General features: G+C 73.5%; 19 protein-coding genes and 1 pseudogene. 8 read left to right on the top strand and 12 right to left on the bottom strand.

The genetic code is table 11. The features are described from left to right. Positions 1–75: 75 nt before the first annotated feature. Both groL and groES read right to left on the bottom strand, forming a co-directional pair. On the bottom strand, positions 76–1719 hold the full coding sequence (gene groL, locus HCJ94_RS14740) for a chaperonin GroEL (protein WP_168001586.1): 1644 nt from the start codon (positions 1717–1719) through the stop codon (positions 76–78). Between the two features lie 70 nt (positions 1720–1789). After that, on the bottom strand, positions 1790–2098 hold the full coding sequence (groES, locus tag HCJ94_RS14735) for a co-chaperone GroES (protein ID WP_507236337.1): 309 nt from the start codon (positions 2096–2098) through the stop codon (positions 1790–1792). A 335-nt stretch (positions 2099–2433) separates the two neighbouring features. Here groES and HCJ94_RS14730 point away from each other — a divergent pair, with 335 nt between their 5' ends. The 8 genes and pseudogenes from HCJ94_RS14730 (at position 2434) to HCJ94_RS14695 (ending at position 10534) form a co-directional block, all read left to right on the top strand. Then, positions 2434–3234 (top strand): helix-turn-helix domain-containing protein, encoded by an 801-nt coding sequence (locus HCJ94_RS14730; RefSeq protein ID WP_168001585.1) that lies wholly within the window; start codon positions 2434–2436, stop codon positions 3232–3234. Further along, positions 3225–3416 carry a DUF397 domain-containing protein gene (locus tag HCJ94_RS14725; protein ID WP_168001584.1) on the top strand — a complete coding sequence of 64 codons (192 nt, stop codon included), beginning with the start codon at positions 3225–3227 and terminating at the stop codon, positions 3414–3416. Before HCJ94_RS14730 ends, HCJ94_RS14725 begins: the two co-directional genes overlap by 10 nt. 450 nt (positions 3417–3866) lie before the next feature. After that, on the top strand, positions 3867–5096 hold the full coding sequence (locus HCJ94_RS14720; RefSeq protein ID WP_168001583.1) for a THUMP-like domain-containing protein: 1230 nt from the start codon (positions 3867–3869) through the stop codon (positions 5094–5096). A gap of 139 nt (positions 5097–5235) precedes the next feature. After that, a complete protein-coding gene (ybaK, locus tag HCJ94_RS14715) occupies positions 5236–5715 on the top strand; it encodes a Cys-tRNA(Pro) deacylase (RefSeq protein WP_168001582.1) in 480 nt (159 codons plus the stop codon). Positions 5716–5772: 57 nt separating this feature from the next. Continuing rightward, positions 5773–6774 (top strand): annotated as a pseudogene (locus HCJ94_RS14710) (sugar ABC transporter permease); the annotation flags it as partial. Positions 6775–6802: 28 nt separating this feature from the next. After that, the gene (locus HCJ94_RS14705) at positions 6803–7984 is read left to right on the top strand and encodes an ROK family protein (protein WP_168001581.1); all 1182 of its coding nucleotides are present in this window, start codon (positions 6803–6805) and stop codon (positions 7982–7984) included. A 124-nt stretch (positions 7985–8108) separates the two neighbouring features. Continuing rightward, positions 8109–8843 (top strand): DUF4142 domain-containing protein, encoded by a 735-nt coding sequence (locus tag HCJ94_RS14700; RefSeq protein WP_168001580.1) that lies wholly within the window; start codon positions 8109–8111, stop codon positions 8841–8843. A gap of 89 nt (positions 8844–8932) precedes the next feature. Beyond that, positions 8933–10534 carry a copper resistance CopC/CopD family protein gene (locus HCJ94_RS14695; RefSeq protein ID WP_309227279.1) on the top strand — a complete coding sequence of 534 codons (1602 nt, stop codon included), beginning with the start codon at positions 8933–8935 and terminating at the stop codon, positions 10532–10534. Positions 10535–10591: 57 nt separating this feature from the next. Here the strand turns inward: HCJ94_RS14695 and HCJ94_RS14690 are convergent, their stop codons facing one another. The 10 genes from HCJ94_RS14690 to alr form a co-directional block, all read right to left on the bottom strand. Then, positions 10592–10846, bottom strand: a complete 255-nt coding sequence (locus tag HCJ94_RS14690) for a hypothetical protein (protein WP_168001578.1) — start codon at positions 10844–10846, stop codon at positions 10592–10594. Positions 10847–10860: 14 nt separating this feature from the next. Then, positions 10861–11907 carry a tRNA (adenosine(37)-N6)-threonylcarbamoyltransferase complex transferase subunit TsaD gene (tsaD, locus tag HCJ94_RS14685; RefSeq protein ID WP_168001577.1) on the bottom strand — a complete coding sequence of 349 codons (1047 nt, stop codon included), beginning with the start codon at positions 11905–11907 and terminating at the stop codon, positions 10861–10863. Beyond that, positions 11900–12364 carry a ribosomal protein S18-alanine N-acetyltransferase gene (gene rimI / locus HCJ94_RS14680; RefSeq protein ID WP_309227278.1) on the bottom strand — a complete coding sequence of 155 codons (465 nt, stop codon included), beginning with the start codon at positions 12362–12364 and terminating at the stop codon, positions 11900–11902. Before rimI ends, tsaD begins: the two co-directional genes overlap by 8 nt. 55 nt (positions 12365–12419) lie before the next feature. After that, on the bottom strand, positions 12420–13097 hold the full coding sequence (gene tsaB, locus HCJ94_RS14675) for a tRNA (adenosine(37)-N6)-threonylcarbamoyltransferase complex dimerization subunit type 1 TsaB (protein WP_168001576.1): 678 nt from the start codon (positions 13095–13097) through the stop codon (positions 12420–12422). 162 nt (positions 13098–13259) lie between these two features. Next, positions 13260–14057, bottom strand: a complete 798-nt coding sequence (locus tag HCJ94_RS14670; protein ID WP_168001575.1) for a S1 family peptidase — start codon at positions 14055–14057, stop codon at positions 13260–13262. 222 nt (positions 14058–14279) lie between these two features. Next, positions 14280–15164 (bottom strand): maleylpyruvate isomerase family mycothiol-dependent enzyme, encoded by an 885-nt coding sequence (locus HCJ94_RS14665; protein ID WP_309227277.1) that lies wholly within the window; start codon positions 15162–15164, stop codon positions 14280–14282. A gap of 54 nt (positions 15165–15218) precedes the next feature. Further along, positions 15219–15920 carry a uracil-DNA glycosylase gene (ung, locus tag HCJ94_RS14660; protein WP_168001574.1) on the bottom strand — a complete coding sequence of 234 codons (702 nt, stop codon included), beginning with the start codon at positions 15918–15920 and terminating at the stop codon, positions 15219–15221. A 70-nt stretch (positions 15921–15990) separates the two neighbouring features. Next, positions 15991–16506 (bottom strand): tRNA (adenosine(37)-N6)-threonylcarbamoyltransferase complex ATPase subunit type 1 TsaE, encoded by a 516-nt coding sequence (gene tsaE, locus HCJ94_RS14655; RefSeq protein WP_373684301.1) that lies wholly within the window; start codon positions 16504–16506, stop codon positions 15991–15993. A gap of 10 nt (positions 16507–16516) precedes the next feature. After that, a complete protein-coding gene (locus HCJ94_RS14650) occupies positions 16517–17611 on the bottom strand; it encodes an alpha/beta fold hydrolase (RefSeq protein WP_168001572.1) in 1095 nt (364 codons plus the stop codon). After that, positions 17608–18726, bottom strand: a complete 1119-nt coding sequence (gene alr / locus HCJ94_RS14645) for an alanine racemase (protein WP_168001571.1) — start codon at positions 18724–18726, stop codon at positions 17608–17610. Before alr ends, HCJ94_RS14650 begins: the two co-directional genes overlap by 4 nt. Positions 18727–18731 lie beyond the last annotated feature (5 nt).

The following is an 18731-nucleotide window of genomic DNA, read 5'->3' as shown; positions in this document are numbered from 1 at the left end:
TAAGCACACCCCGGAAAGCGCGTCGGGGCGCACCGCCTGCGTGGCGGTGCGCCCCGAGCGGGCGTACGACGTGGGTCAGAAGCCCGGGCCGTGCTGGTGGCTGTGGCCGTGACCGTGGCCGTGACCGCCCGCGGCTGGCTCCGCCTCCTTCGGCTTCTCCACCACGAGGCTCTCCGTGGTGAGCAGCAGACCGGCGATGGACGCGGCGTTGGTGACCGCGTTGCGGGTCACCTTCACCGGGTCGAGGATGCCGGCCTTGGTCATGTCGACGTACTCGCCGGTGGCCGCGTTGAGGCCGTGGCCCCACTCCTTGCCGGCGACCTTCTGCACCACCACGTAGCCGTCGTGGCCGGCGTTCTGGGCGATCCAGCGCAGCGGCTCGACCAGCGACTTGCGGACGATCGAGACACCGACCTTCTCGTCACCGGTGAAGCCGAGGTCGTCGTCGAGCACCGGCAGGATCTGGGCCAGGGCGGCACCGCCGCCGGGCACCGTACCCTCCTCCACCGCGGCCTTGGTCGCGGCGATGGCGTCCTCGATGCGGTGCTTGCGCTCCTTCATCTCGACCTCGGTGGCCGCGCCGGCCTTGACGACGGCGATGCCGCCGGAGAGCTTGGCCAGCCGCTCGGCGAGCTTCTCCCGGTCCCACTCGGAGTCCGAGGCCTCGATCTCCTTGCGGATCTGGGCGACCCGGTCGGCGACGTCGGCGGCCTGGCCGCCACCGTCGACGATCGTGGTGTTCTCCTTGTCGACCACCACACGACGGGCGGTGCCGAGCACCTCGAGGCCGACCTGGTCGAGCTTGTAGCCCAGCTCCGGGGCGACCAGCTCGGCGCCGGTGAGGATCGCGATGTCCTGGAGCATCGCCTTGCGGCGGTCGCCGAAGCCGGGGGCCTTCACCGCGCAGACCTTGAGGGTCTTGCGGATCGCGTTGACCACCAGGGTGGACAGCGCCTGACCCTCGACGTCCTCGGCGATGATGAGCAGCGGCTTGTTGTTCTGGAGGACCTTCTCCAGCAGCGGCAGCAGCTCCTCGATCGCCGAGATCTTCTGCGTGGTGATCAGGATGTACGGGTCCTCCAGGACCGACTCCTGCGCCTCCACGTCGGTGACGAAGTTCGGCGAGACGAAGCCCTTGTCGAACTGGAGACCCTCGGTCACTTCCAGCTCGGTGGCGAGGGTGGAGCCCTCCTCGACGGTGATGACACCGTCGCGGCCGACCTTCTCCATCGCCTCTGCGATCAGCTCACCGATCGTCGAGTCCTGTGCGGAGATCGTCGCGACGTGCGCGATCGCCTTCTTGTCGACCACCTCGACGGCCTTGCCGAGCAGCGCCTCGGAGACCTTCGCGGCCGCCGCGTCGATGCCCCGCTTCAGGCCGGTCGGGTTGGCGCCGGCCGCGACGTTGCGCAGGCCCTCGCGGACCATCGCCTGGGCCAGCACGGTCGCGGTGGTGGTCCCGTCGCCGGCGACGTCGTTGGTCTTGGTCGCCACCTCCTTGACCAGCTGCGCGCCGAGGTTCTCGTACGGGTTGGTGAGCTCGATCTCCTTGGCGATCGTCACGCCGTCGTTGGTGATCGTGGGCGCACCAAACTTCTTGTCCAGGACGACGTTGCGCCCGCGGGGGCCGAGGGTCACCTTGACCGCGTCCGCGAGGGCGTTGACACCGTGCTCCAGCAGGTGCCGGGCGTCGTCCGAGAAGCTCAGGATCTTCGCCATGAATGTCCCTTCGAAGCGACGTTGCCCCGGCCCGGCGAGCCGGACCGGGGCAACGACACTGATCGGTTGCTTACTTCTCGATGACCGCGAGGACGTCGCGGGCGGAGAGCACCAGGTACTCCTCGCCGGCGTACTTGACCTCGGTGCCGCCGTACTTCGAGTAGAGGACGGTGTCGCCGACCTTGACGTCGAGCGGCACGCGGTTGCCCTTGTCGTCGATCCGGCCCGGGCCGACAGCGAGGACGGTGCCCTCCTGCGGCTTCTCCTTGGCGGTGTCGGGGATCACGATGCCCGACGCCGTGGTGGTCTCAGCCTCGTTCGCCTGGACCACGATCCGGTCCTCGAGCGGCTTGATCGCAACCTTGGTCGCGGTAGTCACGGGCATACCCTCCTGGGGTACTGGTTTCGTTACCGGCCGGCAAGCCGACCAGCGCAATCTGCCACATGCCACCGGGCGGGGCCGTCGTCGCGGGTGCCGGTCCGCCTGGCGTTCACCTCCCGGACACCGGGGCCCGGGGGTTGGCACCCTCAGGGTGAGAGTGCTAATCGCAGGTTATTCCTCGGCTAGCACTCCGTCAAGGAGAGTGCCAACGGGACACCCGGCGCGTCGCCACACTCTCGCCACTCTTCACCGCAACACGCCGGCACACCCTTCCTCAGCCGGTGAGCGCGCCCTTACGTTCCGGCATCGGTCGGAACGCAAAGGACGGGCGGATGATCAAGGTACCGACACTGGCATTCGTGCGCGACCAGTTGCGCCGGGCTCGCCAGGCACGCGGGCTCAGCCAGGAGGAGCTGGGCAAGCTGGTCAGCTACTCGTCGTCGTACGTGAGTGCGGTTGAGACGGGTCAGAGTCCGGTCAAGCCGGACTACCTGGCTCGGCTCGACTCGGCGCTCGACACCGGCGGCCTCTTCGTCGGCATGCTGGAGCTGATCCGCTTTCACGCCGCGCCGGAGTGGTTCCGCCCCTGGGAGGAGAACGAGCGGGAGGCGGCGGCACTGCGCTGGTACGACCCGACGGTGATCCCCGGCCTGCTCCAGACCGAGGGCTACGCCCGGGCGATGCTCGGTGTGATCGGTGAGCTGACCGCGGAAGAGGTGGAGACGCGCGTGGTCGCCCGGCTCGCCCGGCAGTCCCTGCTGACCGCCAACCCGCGCCCGCACCTTGTCGCAGTGCTGGAGGAGCACACGCTGCGGCGGCAGGTCGGCGATCGGGAAACCATGCGTGAGCAGCTACAGCACCTGCTGGTCGTCGGCACCGAGCCGAACGTGCAGGTCCGGGTCGTGCCGGCGGACTCCCCCTGGCACATCGGGCTCCACGGCCCGTTCGTCCTGGCCCGACTCAGCAGCGGCGCCGCGTTGGCCCACCTGGACAACCAGCTCCGGGGGCAGACCATCGACGGCCCGAACGACGTTGCCGCCCTGGAGCGACGCTGGGAGACTGTGACCGGTGAAGCGCTGCCATGCCGGCAGTCCGCCCGCCTGATTGAGGAAGTGGCTGAGACATGGACCTGACCCGCGCCGCCTGGCGCAAGTCCACCCGAAGCAACGCCAACGGCGGTGCCTGCGTCGAGGTCGCCGACAACCTGCCTGACGTGATCGCGGTGCGGGACAGCAAGGACCCGGCCGGACCGGTGCTCGCCTTCACCCCGGCGAGCTGGCGATCCTTCGTCGCCGCCTGCCCGACACCTCGCTGACACCGCAGGCGCCCCGCGCCTGCCCATCGCCGGTCCGCCGGATGCCGAGACTCGGGGCACGCAGAGCTCGGACTGGTGGGGCGGCCCGGGCCTGACGGAACAACCGTGATCGACTCCGTGTCGGCGGCATCGCGGCATACCGGGGTGCCGAATGCCGCGATGCCGGCGGCATGAAGCGGATCATGCGGATCGAGGTCCGAGCCGCGTAAGCGGGACAGCGGCGGCCCGACTCCTCGCCCTGCCCCGGCCAGGCGGTCCTGGTCGCCCGGCCGGGGCGAGCCACCCCTGCGCCGCCTTGACATGATCCACTCGAGTTCCTGGATGTCGGGGTGTCCACGCGAGCGGGACACCCCGATGTCATGGAAGGCGAGTCGATCATGCATGGGCCGGCCCGTGCGAGCCCGGGCTCCCCTGCCCGCCCGGTCTGGCCGGGCAGGAAGAATGGCCCGGGTGGACCTGGAACAGCTGGCGGAGCTGCGTACGCCCGAGGGGTCGGCCGCGCTCGCGGCGGCGGCCGAGGTGGCCGGCGGCGACCCGCTGGCCGCGGCGGCGGCGCTCCGCTCGGCCGGGGTGCCCGCTGGGCTGGCCGCGGCGGCGCTCACCCAGGCCGAACTGCGCCGCCGCGCGGTGGGCAAGTTCGGCCCGGTAGCGACGCGGATGTTCTTCACCCGCGCCGGGCTGGAGCAGGCCACCCGGGGCGTGGTGGCGCGCCGGCGCGCCGACCGGCTCCGCGCCGCCGGTGTCACCACCCTGGCCGACCTCGGGTACGGTCTCGGCGCCGACGCGCTCGCCGCCGCCCGTGCCGGCATCCGCGTGTACGGAGTGGAGGCCGACCCGCTCACCGCCGCGATGGCCGCCGCGAACGCCGAGGCGACCGGGCTGGCCGACCGGTTCACCGTGGAGTGCGGCGACGCGACCGCGTTCGACGTGGACCGGGTCGACGGAGTCTTCTGCGACCCCGCGCGCCGGGCGTCCGGCCGGCGGATCTTCGACCCGAACGCCTACTCGCCACCCTGGGACTTCGTGGTCGGGCTGGCCGAGCGGGTGCCGCGCACGGTGGTGAAGGTGGCGCCCGGGCTGGACCACGCCCTGATCCCGCCCGGCGGGGAGGCGGAGTGGGTGAGCGTCGACGGCGACCTGGTCGAGGCCGCCCTGTGGTGCGGCGAGCTGGCAGCCGTCGCCCGCCGGGCGACCGTGCTGACGGAGAAGCCCGGCACGTCCGGAGTCGGGGAGCCGGCCGTGGCACACGAGCTGACCGGTTCGGGCACGGTCGAGGCGCCGGTCGGGCCCGTGCGCCGGTACGTGTACGACCCGGACCCGGCCGTGGTCCGCGCCCACCTCGTCGCCGAACTGGCCGGTGAACTCGGCGCCACGCTTGCCGACCCGGCGATCGCCTACCTGTACGCCGACTCCCCGACGCCGACGCCCTTCGGCCGCTGCCTGGAGGTCACCGACGTGCTGCCGTTCTCGCTGAAGCGGCTGCGCGCGCTGCTACGCGAACGCCGGGTGGGCCGGGTGGAGATCCTCAAACGCGGCTCCGCCCTCGAACCGGAGAAACTCCGCCGCGACCTGAAGCTCACCGGCAACGAGCCGGCGAGCCTCGTGCTGACCCGGGTAGCCAACGCCCCGACAGTCCTGATCGCCCGCCCGCTCCCACCCCGACCGCCCCGCCCGGGTTGATCAAGAAGATCTGGTCACGACACGCCCGTGCAGACGCCCCGAACCTCTTGATCACCCGGGCTGGACGGAACGGACCGTGGCGGGGACGGCCGACGAATCCGGCTGGCCGGGTGGGATCGGTGGCACTAGGTTGGCGGGCGTGGCGGGACAGGGGACTCCGGCGACCGCGCTGCTGGCGAAGCGGAAGGTCGCGCACCGCACCCATCCGTACGACGTCTCGCCGGAGGCGCCGAACTACGGGGCGCTGGTGGCGGCGGCGCTCGGCGTGCCCCCGGAGCGGGTGTTCAAGTCCCTGGTGACCGAGGTGGACGGCGTGCTCACCGTCGCGGTCGTGCCGGTGACCGGCGAACTGGACCTGAAGGCTCTGGCCGCCGCCGTGGGCGGCAAGCGGGCCGCGATGGCCGACCGGGTCGTGGCCGAACGCGCCACCGGGTACGTGCGGGGCGGCATCAGCCCGCTCGGCCAGCGGCGCCGTCTGCCCACCGTGCTCGACGAGACGGCCCTGCGCCACGACACCGTGTACGTCTCGGCGGGCCGCCGGGGCCTCCAGGTGGAGCTGTCCCCGCAGGATCTCGCGGCCCTCACCGACGCCACGAGCGCGCCCATCGCCTCCGCCTGATTCCGGGCGTTTCAACCGGCTCACCCCGCTGATCCGGCTTGCCCCGGCTCGTCCGAGCTGCTCGGCGAGATCGACCTCTCCGCCGGCTTCGCCAGCGGCGTCTGCGCGGCGATCCTCGCCAACGTGGTGACCGTGCTGGGCTACCCGTGGTACGTCGCGGTGCTCGCCGCGCTCGCCACCGGCCTGGTCATCGGCCTGACTCTCGGCTTCCTGGTGGCGAAGGTCGGCATCCCGTCATTCGTGGTCACCCTCGCCGGCTTCCTCGCCTTCCAGGGCGTGGTGCTGCTGCTGATGAAGGAGGGCACCAACATCTCGATCGGCGACGAGGTGATCATCGCGATCGAGAACCGGTGGGTGCCGCCGCTGATCGGCTGGCTCCTCTTCGCGGTCGCGGTCGCCGGGTACGCGACGGCGCAGCTGCTCCAGCACCGCAACCGCACGGCGCGCGGCCTGGTCACCGACCCGATCCTGGTGGTCTTCGGCCGGATCGCGGCGCTCGCGCTGGTCCTCGGCTTCGCCGTGTACGTGCTCAACCAGGAGCGCAGCATCAACCCGCTGATCAGCTCGAACAAGGGCATGCCGATCGTGGTGCCGATCCTGGCCGTGCTCCTGATCGGCTGGACGTTCGTGCTCAACCGCACGGCGTACGGCCGGCACCTGTACGCGGTGGGCGGCAACCGCGAGGCCGCCCGGCGGGCCGGCATCAACGTCGACCGCATCCGGATCTCCGCGTTCGTCATCTGCTCCACGATGGCGGCGGTCGGTGGCATCATCGCGGCCAGCCGGGACAGGTCGGTCGACCCGAACACCGGCGGCAGTAACGTGCTGCTCTACGCGGTCGGCGCGGCGGTGATCGGCGGTACGAGCCTCTTCGGCGGCAAGGGTCGCATGATCAACGCGGTGCTCGGCGGCGCCGTGGTCGCCGTCATCATCAACGGCATGGGCCTGCTCAACCTCAGCTCCGGTCTGAAGTACGTCTTCACCGGCGCGGTTCTGCTGCTCGCGGCCGGTGTGGACGCGCTGTCCCGGCGCCGGTCCGCCGCCACCGGCAACCGCTGACCAGCTTCGCCCGAAGTAGCACATCGCGATGCGCGTAGGACCGAGCCAGGACGAGATCCGCCGGCAGAACCTCGGGGCGCTGCTGCGGCACGTCCACGTGCACGGGGCGACGTCACGGGCGGAACTCACCACCGCGCTCGGGTTGAACCGAAGCACCATCGGCGCACTCACCACCGACCTCGCCGCGGCCGGACTGGTGAGCGAGGGGGCGCCGAAGGAGACCGGCCGGGCCGGACGACCGTCGCTGGTCGTCCGGCCCGAGTCGGCCCGCGTGCACGCGTACGCGTACTCCATCGAGGTGGACCGGCTGCGGGCGGCGCGGGTGGGTCTCGGCGGTGAGGTGCTCGACCGCCGGGAGCTGGAGCGGCCCCGCGGCCTCACCGCCGCGGAGGCCGCCCCGCTGCTCGCCGGAGCGGGCAAGGAGATGCACCAGGCCGTGCCCGCGGACGCGATCTGCGTCGGCGCGGGCGTCGCCGTCTGCGGCATGGTCCGCCGCGACGACGGCCTGGTCCGGCTCGGCCCGACGACGGGCTGGGTGGACGAGCCGATCGGCGCGGCGATCGGCGCGGAACTGGGCCCCGACCTGCCGGTCAGCGTGGGCAACGTGGCCGACGTGGCGGCCTTCGCGGAGCACGCCCGGGGCGCGGCGGCCGGCTGCGACAACGTCATCTACCTGTACGGCGACGTCGGTGTCGGTGCCGGCATCATCGCCGGCGGGCGGCGGCTGACCGGGCACGGGGGCTACGGCGGCGAGGTCGGTCACATGGTCGTGGTCCGCGACGGCGCCCGCTGCGAGTGCGGGTCCCGCGGCTGCTGGGAGACCGAGATCGGCGAGCACGGCCTGCTGCGCGCGGCCGGCCGCTCGGACGCACGTGGCCGCGACGCGCTGCTGGCCGTCTTCGACGCCGCCGACCGGGGGGACGCCCGCGCCCAGACGGCGGTACGACAGGCCGGCGACTGGCTCGGCTTCGGCGTCGCCAACCTCGTCAACATCTTCAACCCGGAGATGGTCATCTTCGGCGGCACCATGCGGGACCTCTACCTGGCCGCGGCGGCCCAGGTCCGCAGCCGCCTCAACTCGATCGCGCTACCGGCCTGCCTGGAGCACGTCCGGTTGCGGACCCCGAAGCTCGGTGACGACGCCCCCCTGATCGGCGCCGCCGAACTGGCCTTCGAACGCCTCCTCGCCGATCCACTCGACGTCGGCTGATTCGCGAATCGCCACTGAACTGATCCGGCGCTCAATCCGTACCTGAGGACGGACGGGCGGCCGGCGGGGTGCGGCTGCCCGGCCGAAACGTCTACCGGCCCGGAACCCAGGAGGCACCGCAGACATGGCACCGCGCAGATCCGCCCGTCGCCAGGGCCACCGGACCCGTCGCCTGGCGGTCCTGCTCATCGCGCTCGCCGCCGGGCTCGGGGTGCTGCCCGGCACCGCCCTCGCCGCGCCGGCCGGCCAGCAGCTCAACGCCGCGGACGCCGCGCTGCTGGCCGGTGTCCGGCTGGCGGGGCTGTGGGAGATGCCCGCCGGCCAGATGGCCGCCGAGAAGGGCCGGTCGCCGCGGGTGCGGGAGATCGGCGCGGAGATCGCCAAGCAGCACGAGGAGCTGGACCGGCTGACCGTGGAGGCCGCGAACAAGCTCGGCGCGACCATCCCGACCGACCCGACCCCGGAGCAGAAGGGGTGGCTGACGGAGATGAAGAACGCGCGTGGGACGCAGTTCGACCAGATCTTCGTCACCCGGCTGCGGGTGGCCCACGGCAACATCTTTCCGGTGATCGGCGCGGTGCGGGCCACCACCCGCGACCCGATCATCCGGGAACTGGCCGAGGCGGCCAACACGTTCGTCAACAACCACATGCAGATGCTGGAGAGCACCGGGCTGGTCCGTTGGGCGGAGCTGCCGCCGGCCGCGCTGCCCGCCCCGGGTGAGGACGGTCTGCTCGCCGCCGCGTCGGCCAACACGGCACCCCAGTTCGGGGTCAGCAGCGCGCTGGTCTGGCTGGTCTTCCTCGCCGCCCTCGGCACCGGCGGCGTCGCCACCTGGCGGATGCTGCGACGCACCTGACGCCCGCCGCGCCCCCACCGCCGATGCGGATGACATGCACCAAGGAATCCCCGCCCGGACGTATCCGGGCGGGGATTCTCCTCGGGCTCGTGCTGGCCTGCCTGTGCCTCACCGTGATCCCGGCGAGTCCGGCCGCCGCGCACGCCGTCGTGGTCGCCACGACCCCGCAGCGCGACGACGTCGTCGGCTACGCGCCCCGGGAGGTGGTGATCACCTTCAGCGAGCCGGTGGCGCCGGTCCCCGGCCGGGTCCAGGTGCTCGCCCCGGACGGCCGGCGGATCAACCTCGGCGAACCGGAGGTACGCGGAGCGGCGCTCCGCATCCGCGTCCGGGTCCCCGACCGGCCACTCGGCACCTACCTGGTCAGCTATCGGGTCATCTCGGCGGACAGCCACCCGGTCGCCGGCAGCTTCGTCTACTCCGCCGGAGCGCCCTCCAGCGCCCCGCCGCAGCCGGGGCGGGACGACGCGTCGCCCGGGAGCCTGCTGGTGCCGGCGGCTAAGTACGTCGGATACCTGGGCCTGGTCGCGGCGGTCGGTCCGACGCTGCTGGCAGTCACGATGTGGCCCCGCCGGCTCTCCCGACGGGGTGCCCTCGTCGTGGCGTGGACCGGGCTCGGGCTGGTCGCCGCCGCCACGGCCGCCACCTGGGTCGGGCAGGCCGCCGAGGCGGTCGGCGTACCGGTCGGCGACCTGTCCCCCGCGGACCTCCGGGCGGTCGGCACCGGCACGGTGGCGGTGGTGTACGCCGTCCGGCTGGGGTTGGTCGGGGTCGCCGCCACGCTGCTGCCCGCCGTCGTCAGGGGAACCGCCGGCCGTCCGCGCGCCCGGGCGCTGGCGGTGGTGGGGCTGGCCGCGTCGGTGACCTGGCCGCTCGCCGGGCACCCCGTCGCCGCGCCCCTGCCACCGGTGAGCATCGCCCTGGTCACCGTCCACCTCGCCGCGGTGACCGTCTGGCTGGGTGGGCTGCTCACCCTCACGGCCTTCCTGCTGCGCCGGACCCACCCGCGGGTCCTCGCCCGGATCCTGCCGGCCTGGTCGAGGTGCGCCACCCTCGCGGTCTGCTGGCTGGTCGTCACCGGTCTGGGCCAGGCCGCGATCGAACTCGGCCGGCCGTCGGCACTGCTGGGCAGCGCGTACGGCCGGCTGCTCTGCGCGAAGGCCGCGCTGCTGGCCGCCGTCCTCGCCGTGGCCGCGTGGCAACGGCGCCTCGTCCGGCGTCGGGTCGCCGCCACCCGCCCCCGCTGGGTCGCCGGTGCGGCCGGTGTCGAACTCGCGGCGACCGCGGTCGTGCTCGCCCTCACCGCGGTGCTCGTGCAGACCCCGCCGGGCCGCAACGCCGGTACGGAGGCCGCCCGGGTGGCCCGGGAGGGCGTCGCGCGGTCCCTCAGCACCGACCTGCTCACCGTGCAGTTCGACGTGTACCCCGCACAGGCCGGCGCCGTGAACAGCCTGCACGCCTACGTCTACACGCCCACCGCGAAGCCGCTGCCGGTCGTCGAGTGGACGGTCACCGCCGCGCTCCCGGCCGCGGGCGTCGAGCCGATGGCCGTCCCGGTCGACACCCCGGAGCCGCACCACGCCAGCGCGGAGATGCGCTTCCCTGTGCCCGGCGAGTGGACCGTGCGGATCACCGCCCGGATCTCCGACGTCGACCAGTCCACCGTCACCGCCACGGTGCCCGTCCGGTGACGGCTCGGCGGTCGGCTGCGCCGGGGGCGTCGGGCCGCCGCTCCGGCGCGAACGGGGTCAGCGGTCGACCTGGGTGAAGTCCCACGAGTGCGGCGGGCGGGCGACCAGCGTCACCGGCGGGTCGGGCAGCGGCCGCGGGTTGCCGCGCCACTTGGAGATCACCACCACCCGGTGGTCGGTGGACGAGAACACCTCGCTGGACAGGTGCATCGGGTCGTGGTCGAAGTCGGGCAGGGCGCTGTCGCACACCCACGTGATCAGGTCGGCCACCCCGTACGGCTCGGCCCGCACCTCCCACATCCGGACGATCACGTCGGCTCCTCCCCTCACACGCTGACCGTGGTCAGCGGCATCGCCGAGTCGGCGGGCAGGTCCAGCCGGCTCGGCGCGACACCGGAGGCGACCAGGTGCGAGCCGAGCGCGGCGACCATCGCGCCGTTGTCGGTGCACAGCTTCGGCCGCGGCATCCGCACCCGGACGCCCCGCTTCGCCGCGCGCTCCTCGGCCATCGCCCGCAACCGCGAGTTGGCCGCCACTCCCCCGCCGATCACCAGGGTCTCCACCCCGTTGGCGCGGCACGCGTCGAGCGCCTTCCCGACCAGCACGTCGCAGACCGCCTCCTGGAAGGACGCGGCCACGTCCGCCACCGGGACCGCCTCGCCGGCCCGCTGCCGCGCCTCGACCCAGCGGGCCACCGCGGTCTTCAGGCCGGAGAACGAGAAGTCGTACCGGTGCGCCACCAGGTCCTTCGCGGCGGTCAGCCCGCGCGGGAACCCGATGGCCGCCGGGTCACCGGCCCGGGCCTCCCGGTCGATGTAGGGGCCACCGGGGAAGGGCAGGCCGAGCAGCCGCGCCACCTTGTCGAACGCCTCGCCGGCCGCGTCGTCGATCGTGGCGCCGAGCGGGGTCACCCCCCGCGCGAGGTCGTCGACCAGCAGCAGGGACGAGTGCCCGCCGGAGACCAGCAGGGCGACCGCCGGCTCAGGCAGCGGCCCGTGCTCCAAAGTGTCCACGGCGACGTGGGCGGCGAGGTGGTTGACCCCGTACACCGGCTTCTCGGCGGCGACCGCGTACCCCTTCGCGGCGGCGACGCCGACCAGCAGCGCGCCGGCCAGCCCGGGCCCGGCGGTGACCGCGATGGCGTCGACGTCGGCGAGCGTCACCCCCGCCTCGGCCAGCGCCCGGTCCATCGTGGGCACGATCGCCTCCAGGTGCGCCCGGCTGGCCACCTCGGGCACCACGCCGCCGAACCGGGCGTGCTGCTCGACACTGCTGGCGAGCGCGTCGGCGAGCAGGGTGTGGCCGCGGACGATGCCGACCCCGGTCTCGTCGCAGGAGGTCTCGATCCCGAGGACCAGGGGTTCGTCAGCCATCGCTCCACTCCTCGTGCCGCTGCATGACCAGCGCGTCGGTGTTGCTCGGCTGGTAGTAGCCACGCCGTACGCCGATCACCTCGAAGCCGTACATCGCGTAGAGCTTCTGCGCGGGCGCGTTGTCCGCGGCGACCTCCAGCAGCGTGCTGCGGACGCGCACCCGTGCCGCCTCGGCCAGCAGCGCCTCCAGCAGCAGCCGCCCGACGCCCCGGCGCTGCGCCTCCCGCCGTACGGCGATGTTCTGCACCCACGCCTCGTCCGGCGGTGCGGCGGTGAGGCCGGCGTAGCCGAGCACGGTGCCGTCGTCGTCGGTCGCGACCAGGTAGTGGTGCCCGTTGGCCAACTCGTTCCAGAACATCGCGGCGGACCACTGCTCGGCGCCGAACAGGTCCGCCTCGATCGGCAGCACCTCGTCGATGTGCCACCAGCGGAACCGCTCCAGCCGCACACCGCTCACGGTGTCACCTCGGTTCGCGACTGCGGGGCGCGCAACCCCGGCTCACTCCTCGCGCTCACGGTAGGACCGGCTTGCGCGCGGTCGCCGCGACCGCGTCCGGCCGCCGCAGGTAGAGCGGGGTGAGCGGCTCGCCGGGCGCGCCGGCCCGGATCCGCTCGGCCGCGAGCACCGCCAGCACGGCCGCCTCCGGGTAGCGCGGCTCCGCCCCGACCGGCAGGGCCAGCGTCTCCGCGTACCGGTGCGCGCCGTCGCCGACCGCGAGGGTGACGGCCAGGCTCCGGGCGCGCTCGGCGGCCACCGCCGGGGCGGACACCTCGGGGCCGACGATCCGCTGGCCCGCGCCGTCGTAGACCGCCCAGTAGATCTCCCGGCGCCGCGCGTCGCTCGCGGCCAGGACCGGCTCGCCGGCGGCCGCCGGGTGGCCGATCCCGTCCAGCGAGCAGACACCGTACGTGGGGATGCCGAGCACCTGCCCCATCGTGGCGGCGGTGACCAGCCCCACCCGCAGCCCGGTGAACGGGCCGGGGCCGAGACCCGCGACGATCGCGGCGAGGTCGGCCGGACGCGCGCCCGCGTCGGCGAGGACCGCGTCCACCTGCGGGGCGAGCAGCTCACCGTGCGCACGGGCGTCGACGGTGCGGCGGTGCGCCCGGGTCTCGACGCCGGCCGCCGAGACCTTCACCAGCGCGGCGGTCACCGCGGGCGTCGAGCTGTCCACCACCAGTACGAGCACGGTGAACCAGCCTAGTGCGGGTCTCCGGCGGCGTTCACCGGGTCCCCGGTGCGGCTTGTGAATCCGCGCCGTTCGGGCGACCCCCGCTCCACGGCTCCCTACTCGTGGTGAGCATCGGGGTGGCCCGGCCGCGCGGACGCGACCGGGCCACCCGCGGTGTGCTCAGCCTCCGAGACTGGCGGCGGCCGACTGGATCGCCGATGCGAACGTGCTCACCTGGGTGTAGACGCCGGGGTAGTTGGGCCGCGCGCAGCCGTTGCCCCAGCTGACGATGCCCACCTGAATCCAGGCGTTCGAGGCGTCCCGGCGGAACATCGGACCGCCGGAGTCACCCTGGCAGGTGTCGACGCCGCCGCTCGCGTAGCCGGCGCAGATCTCCTCGTTGGGGATGATCTGGCCGCCGTAGTAGCGGTTGCAGGTGGTGTCGTCGACGAACGGCACGGTGGCCTTGAGCAGGTAGCGCTGCTGCGGCCCGCCTTCCCGCGCCGCGCCCCAGCCGGCGACCGTGAAGGTGCCGTTGTCGTACGCGTCGGTGGTGGCGATCTTGAGCGTGGCCAGTGAGGTGACCGGCGTGGCGAGCCGGATCAGGGCCCAGTCCTTGCCGTTGCCGTTGTAGCCGGGCGCCCGGTAGACGTAGTTGGAGCGGACCCGGATCCGGCTGGAGGACTGGAGGTCCACCACGCCAAGGGTGGCGGTGATGCTGGTGTTGGGGCCGGTACGGCCGACACAGTGAGCGGCGGTCAGGACCAGTTGCGCGCTGTACAGCGACCCGCCGCAGCCCATGGAGAGCCGGACCATGAACGGGAACTCGCCTTGCGCTGCCCGCGTGCCGCCGACGACGAACGGGGTCATGTCCCCGGTCGGCGCCGCGGAGGCCGGTGCGACCATCGTGAGCGTTCCTGCCGTGACCGCTGCCAACACGGCCGCCAACCGGCTGAGGTGTCTGCGCCAACGCACCATGGGTCCCTCCAAACCTCGACGGCGTGCCTCCTGGCTGCGCCGTATCCGCGGTGGCAGGGAGCCTATGGGCTTCTATTGATGAACGGCAATGTATCGATGTCATACCGTCTTCGTCATACGCCGTCCCGCTGCCCTTGTCGCGTGGCATCACCCGCTCCGCGGGTGAGGAGGGTGACCGTCAGGCCGGGCGCATGAACCAGATGGCGTCCCCGGTGGCCCGGGTCAACTCGGCGTGCGGAACTTCCGCAGGAAGGCCGGCAGCAGCCAGGGGCGCCGCCCGCTGACGCGCACCCGGCCGGTGAGCACCGCCCGGGCCCGGCTCACCCGGCCGAACATCATCAGGTTGAGCGTGCCCGGATCGTGGTCGATCCGGGCGTCCGGCCGGGCGTCGGGGTCGGCGAACGACACCCGCCCCCGGTGCAGGAGGAACCGGACCGGAGGCGCGTACGCCGAGCGGAACTCGACCACGACGCGGCGCTCGCTCGGCGGCGCCCCGCCGTCGATCAGCCGCCCGTAGCCGTGCCGGACCACCCCGGCCAGGAACAGCTCGAGGAACAACGCGGCGTCGGCGCCGGGGACCGGCCACGGCCGACCGGTGGCGCGGGCCACGTCGTGCCCGTGGATGAGCAGCTCGTTGACCAGGTGCGCGCAGAGCCCGGCGAGCGGGACCCGGGCCCCGCCCAGCCAGGGCACCGTCTCGTCGGGGCGCCGGCCCTCGCAGATCGCCAGAAGCTGCTTGACGTCGGCCCGCAACCGGTCGAGCAGGGGCTGCGGCTCCCGCTCGGTGAGGTGCCGGAGCAGCACGTCGTTGAAGTCCGCCACGGTGTCGACGGTGGTGCCGGGAAGCTGCGCGGACAGGCCGGGCACCGGCAGCGGCGGGTGCTCCCGGTCCACCAGGCAGACGTAGTACCACGCCAGGGAGTGCACGTGGGCGAGCGTGTCGGCGACCGACCAGTCGGCGGTGGCCATGGCGTCCGGCGGGGCGTCGCGCACCAGATCGGCGAAGCGGTCGGTCTGGGCCGCCAGCGCGGTCCGCGCCGCCCGCCACCGCTCCTCGCTGACCGCCGCCATCGTCACCTCCGGCTCGCCGACCGCTTCCGGTGGCACAGGCTACAGCGGACGGTCACGACCCGGTGACCCGCAGGATTGCTCTTTTCTGTGTCAGCCCGCCGTGCGCTCCCAGTCGATCGTGGGCAGGCCGGCGTCGGCGAGCGCCTTGTTGGCGGCGCTGAACGGGCGGCTGCCGAGGAACCCGCGCGGGTTCATCGGGCTGGGGTGGCCGGCCTCCAGCACCACGTGGCGCGGGTTGGTGACCAGGGCCGCCTTCTTGCGCGCGTACCCGCCCCAGAGCAGGAACACCACCCGCGTCTCCATCGCGTCCAGGGCGCGGATGGTGGCGTCGGTGAACTCCTCCCAGCCGGAGTTCGCGTGCGAGCCGGGGGTGGCCTGGCGCACGGTCAGCACCGCGTTGAGCAGCAGCACGCCCTGCGCGGCCCAGCCGCTGAGATTGCCGCCGGCCGGCTTCGGCACACCCAGGTCCTCACCCAGCTCCTTGAAGACGTTGCGCAGCGACGGCGGCACGGCCACCCCGTCCCGGACGCTGAAGCTCAGCCCGTGCGCCTGCCCGACCCGGTGGTACGGGTCCTGCCCGAGGATCAGCACCCGGCAGTCCGGCGGGGCGCAGAGCCGGTAGGCCGAGAACAGGTCCTCGACGGGCGGGAAGACGGTCTGCGTGGCGTACTCCCGGGCGACGAACCCGGCGAGTGCCGCGGTGCGGGCCGGGTCGAGGTGCGGGGTGAGCACCGTGCGCCACGCCTCCGGCAGCAGCGCCAGCAGGTCCAGGGTGGGAGCGTCGTCGGGCATCGGCGGCCTTTCCGGTCGGGTCGGTCCCGGGCACTCTAGGCCGCCGGTGCGACAGCCTCTCGCCGCAGGCTCAGGCCAGCACGGCCAGCCGGGACGCCCAGTCCCCGCCGACCGGCTCCAGGTCGACCACCCGGGTGTCGTCGTCCCGGCGGTCGATCCGGACCCGCAGGTGGGCGTCGACGAGCTGCTCGACCAGCCCCTCCCCCCACTCGACCACGGTCACCGACTCGTCCACCGAGGCGTCCAGGTCCAGGTCGTCGATCTCGGCGCGCGGGTCGGCCGCGTCCCCCAGGCGGTACGCGTCCGCGTGCACGAGCGCCACCCGCCCGCCCAGGACCGGGTCGGGACGGTGCACCCGGGCGATCACGAAGGTGGGTGAGGTGACGTCCCCACGTACGCCGAGCCCGGCGCCGATGCCCTGGGTGAGCGCGGTCTTGCCGGCGCCGAGCGGGCCGGTCAGCAGCAGCAGGTCACCCGCGCGCAGCAGGCCGGCCAGCCGGCGGCCGAACGCGTGCGTGTCCTCGACGGTCGGCAGCGTGACCCTCACGACGACCCCCGGTCCACGACCGCGGGGCTCCGCCGCCACGCCCTGACGCTCACAGCGCCTCCAGGAAGCGGGCCAGCGCGGCGTTGACCTCGTCGGCGTGCTCCAGCATCACGACGTGCCCGCTGTCGGGGATCTTGACGAACTCGGCGTGCGGCAGCCGCCGGACGATCTCCTCCGAGTGCGTGACCGGGGTGATCATGTCCTTGTCCCCGACGATCACCAGCACCGGCGTGCCGCTCAGCGCGGCGAGCGCCGGGAAGCGCGAGTGGGTGGCGAGCGTGCGCAGGTAGCGGGTGACCGTGTCGGCGGACGTCCGGGAGTTCATCTCCTCCACGTACGAGACCAGGGCCGGGCTGGGGCGGCGGGTGCCGAAGCCGTACTTGCGGGTGAGCAGCCAGGCGACGTTGGTGGTGGACTTCCGCGCCCGGTCGATCACCGTGCCGCCGTAGCGGGTGGCGTTGCTCATCATGTAGAGCACCGGCGCCCCCACCCGGCCGAGCATGGCCGGGGCGACCAGCTTGGTCTCGGCCAGCAGGCCGCCCGAGGTCGCCATCAGGACGGTGCCGACCACCCGGTCGCCGAACAGTTCCGGGTAGAGCTCGGCGAACGCCATGATCGTCATGCCGCCCATGGAGTGGCCCACCAGCACCAGCGGGCCCTCCGGGGCGGTGCGGTCGATCACCGCGCGCAGCGTCCGGCCGAGGGCGGCCAGGTCGTAGTCGCCGGTCTCCAGCCGGCCGGACCGGCCGTGGCCGGGCTGGTCGTACGCGACGACGCGGTGCTCGCCCCGTTCGACCAGCGTCTTCCGCTGGAAGTGGAACGTCCCCATGTCGAGGCAGAACCCGTGCACCAGCACCACGGTCGGGTTCCCCGGCACCGGCCGGGTCGGCTCGACCACCTCGACGTGGATGTCCGTGCCGTCCGGCATCTGCACGCACAGCGCCTCGTCGTACCGCTGCTCGCCGAAGACCTCACCCGCGTACGGGTCGGTCGGGTCGGCCTTGAACCGGCGGACGAGGGCGCGCTCGGTCGCGACGCCCGCGGCCAGGCCGGCGGCCGCGACCCCGACGGCGGCCAGCGCGCCGACGGCGGCCCGGGCGGGGCCGGAGCGGGGCAGCGGGATCCGGGGGCGGGACGACGTCACGGGCGCTCGCCGTCGTAGACGCGGGGCACCCGGGTGCTGCCGAAGCGGGTGACGATCTCGTAGTTGATCGTGTCGACCGCCTCGGCCCAGTCGTCGGCGGTGGGCTCGCCGTCGGCGCCGCTGCCGAACAGCGTGACCACCTCCCCGGCCGCGACCGGGTCGTCGCCGCAGTCGAGCACGAACTGGTCCATGCAGACCCGGCCGGAGATGGTCCGCCGGACGCCGCCGAGCTGGACCGGGCCGCTGTTGGAGGCGTGCCGGGGGACGCCGTCGGCGTACCCGAGCGGCACCACCGCCAGGGTGCTCTCCCGCTCGGTGGTGTAGGTGTGGCCGTACGAGACGCCGGCCCCCGCCGGGACGCGCTTGGTGAGCATGACCCGGGCGCGGGCGGTCATCGCCGGGCGCAGCCCGAAGCGCTCGCCGACCACCGGGGAGAGGCCGTAGACGGCCAGGCCGGGGCGGACCAGGTCGAAATGGGTGTCGGGCCGGGTCAGCGTGGCCGCCGAGTTGGCCAGGTGGCGGTAGCGCGGGCGCAGCCCGGCCTTCTCCGCCATGCCCAGCCCCTCGTGGAACACGGCGAGCTGGCGGTCGGTGGTCGGGTGGCCGGGTGAGTCCGCGTACACGAAGTGGCTCCACACGCCGACGACCTCGACCAGGCCGTCGGCCTGCGCCTTCGCGGCGGCGTCCAGCAGGGTCGGCCAGTCGGCGACGGTCGCGCCGCCCCGGGACAGGCCCGTGTCGATCTTGAGGTGGAGGCGGGCCGGCCGCCCGGCGACCCGGCTCGCCTCGATCATCTCGTCGAGCTGCGGCAGGCTGGCCGCACCGAGGTCGACGCCGGCCGTCACCCCCTCGTGCAGCGGCAGCCCCGGCGCGAGCAGCCATGCCAGCACCGGCGCGGTGATCCCCGCCCGGCGCAGGGTCAGGGCCTCGTCGAGGGTGCAGACGCCGAGCCAGTCGGCCCCCGCGTCCAGCGCGGCGCGGGCGGCCGGGACCATGCCGTGGCCGTACCCGTCGCCCTTGACCACCGCCATCAACTCGGCGGCGGTGCCGGACCGGAGCCGGCTCACGTTCTCGCGGATCGCGTCAAGATCGACGCGTACCTCGGCCTGCCACATGCCTC

The organism is Micromonospora thermarum, from assembly GCF_012034245.1.
Classification (GTDB): Bacteria; Actinomycetota; Actinomycetes; order Mycobacteriales; family Micromonosporaceae; genus Micromonospora; species Micromonospora thermarum.
Note: the sequence above shows the minus strand (reverse complement) of the source record. Positions and strands in the feature narration are given on the sequence as shown.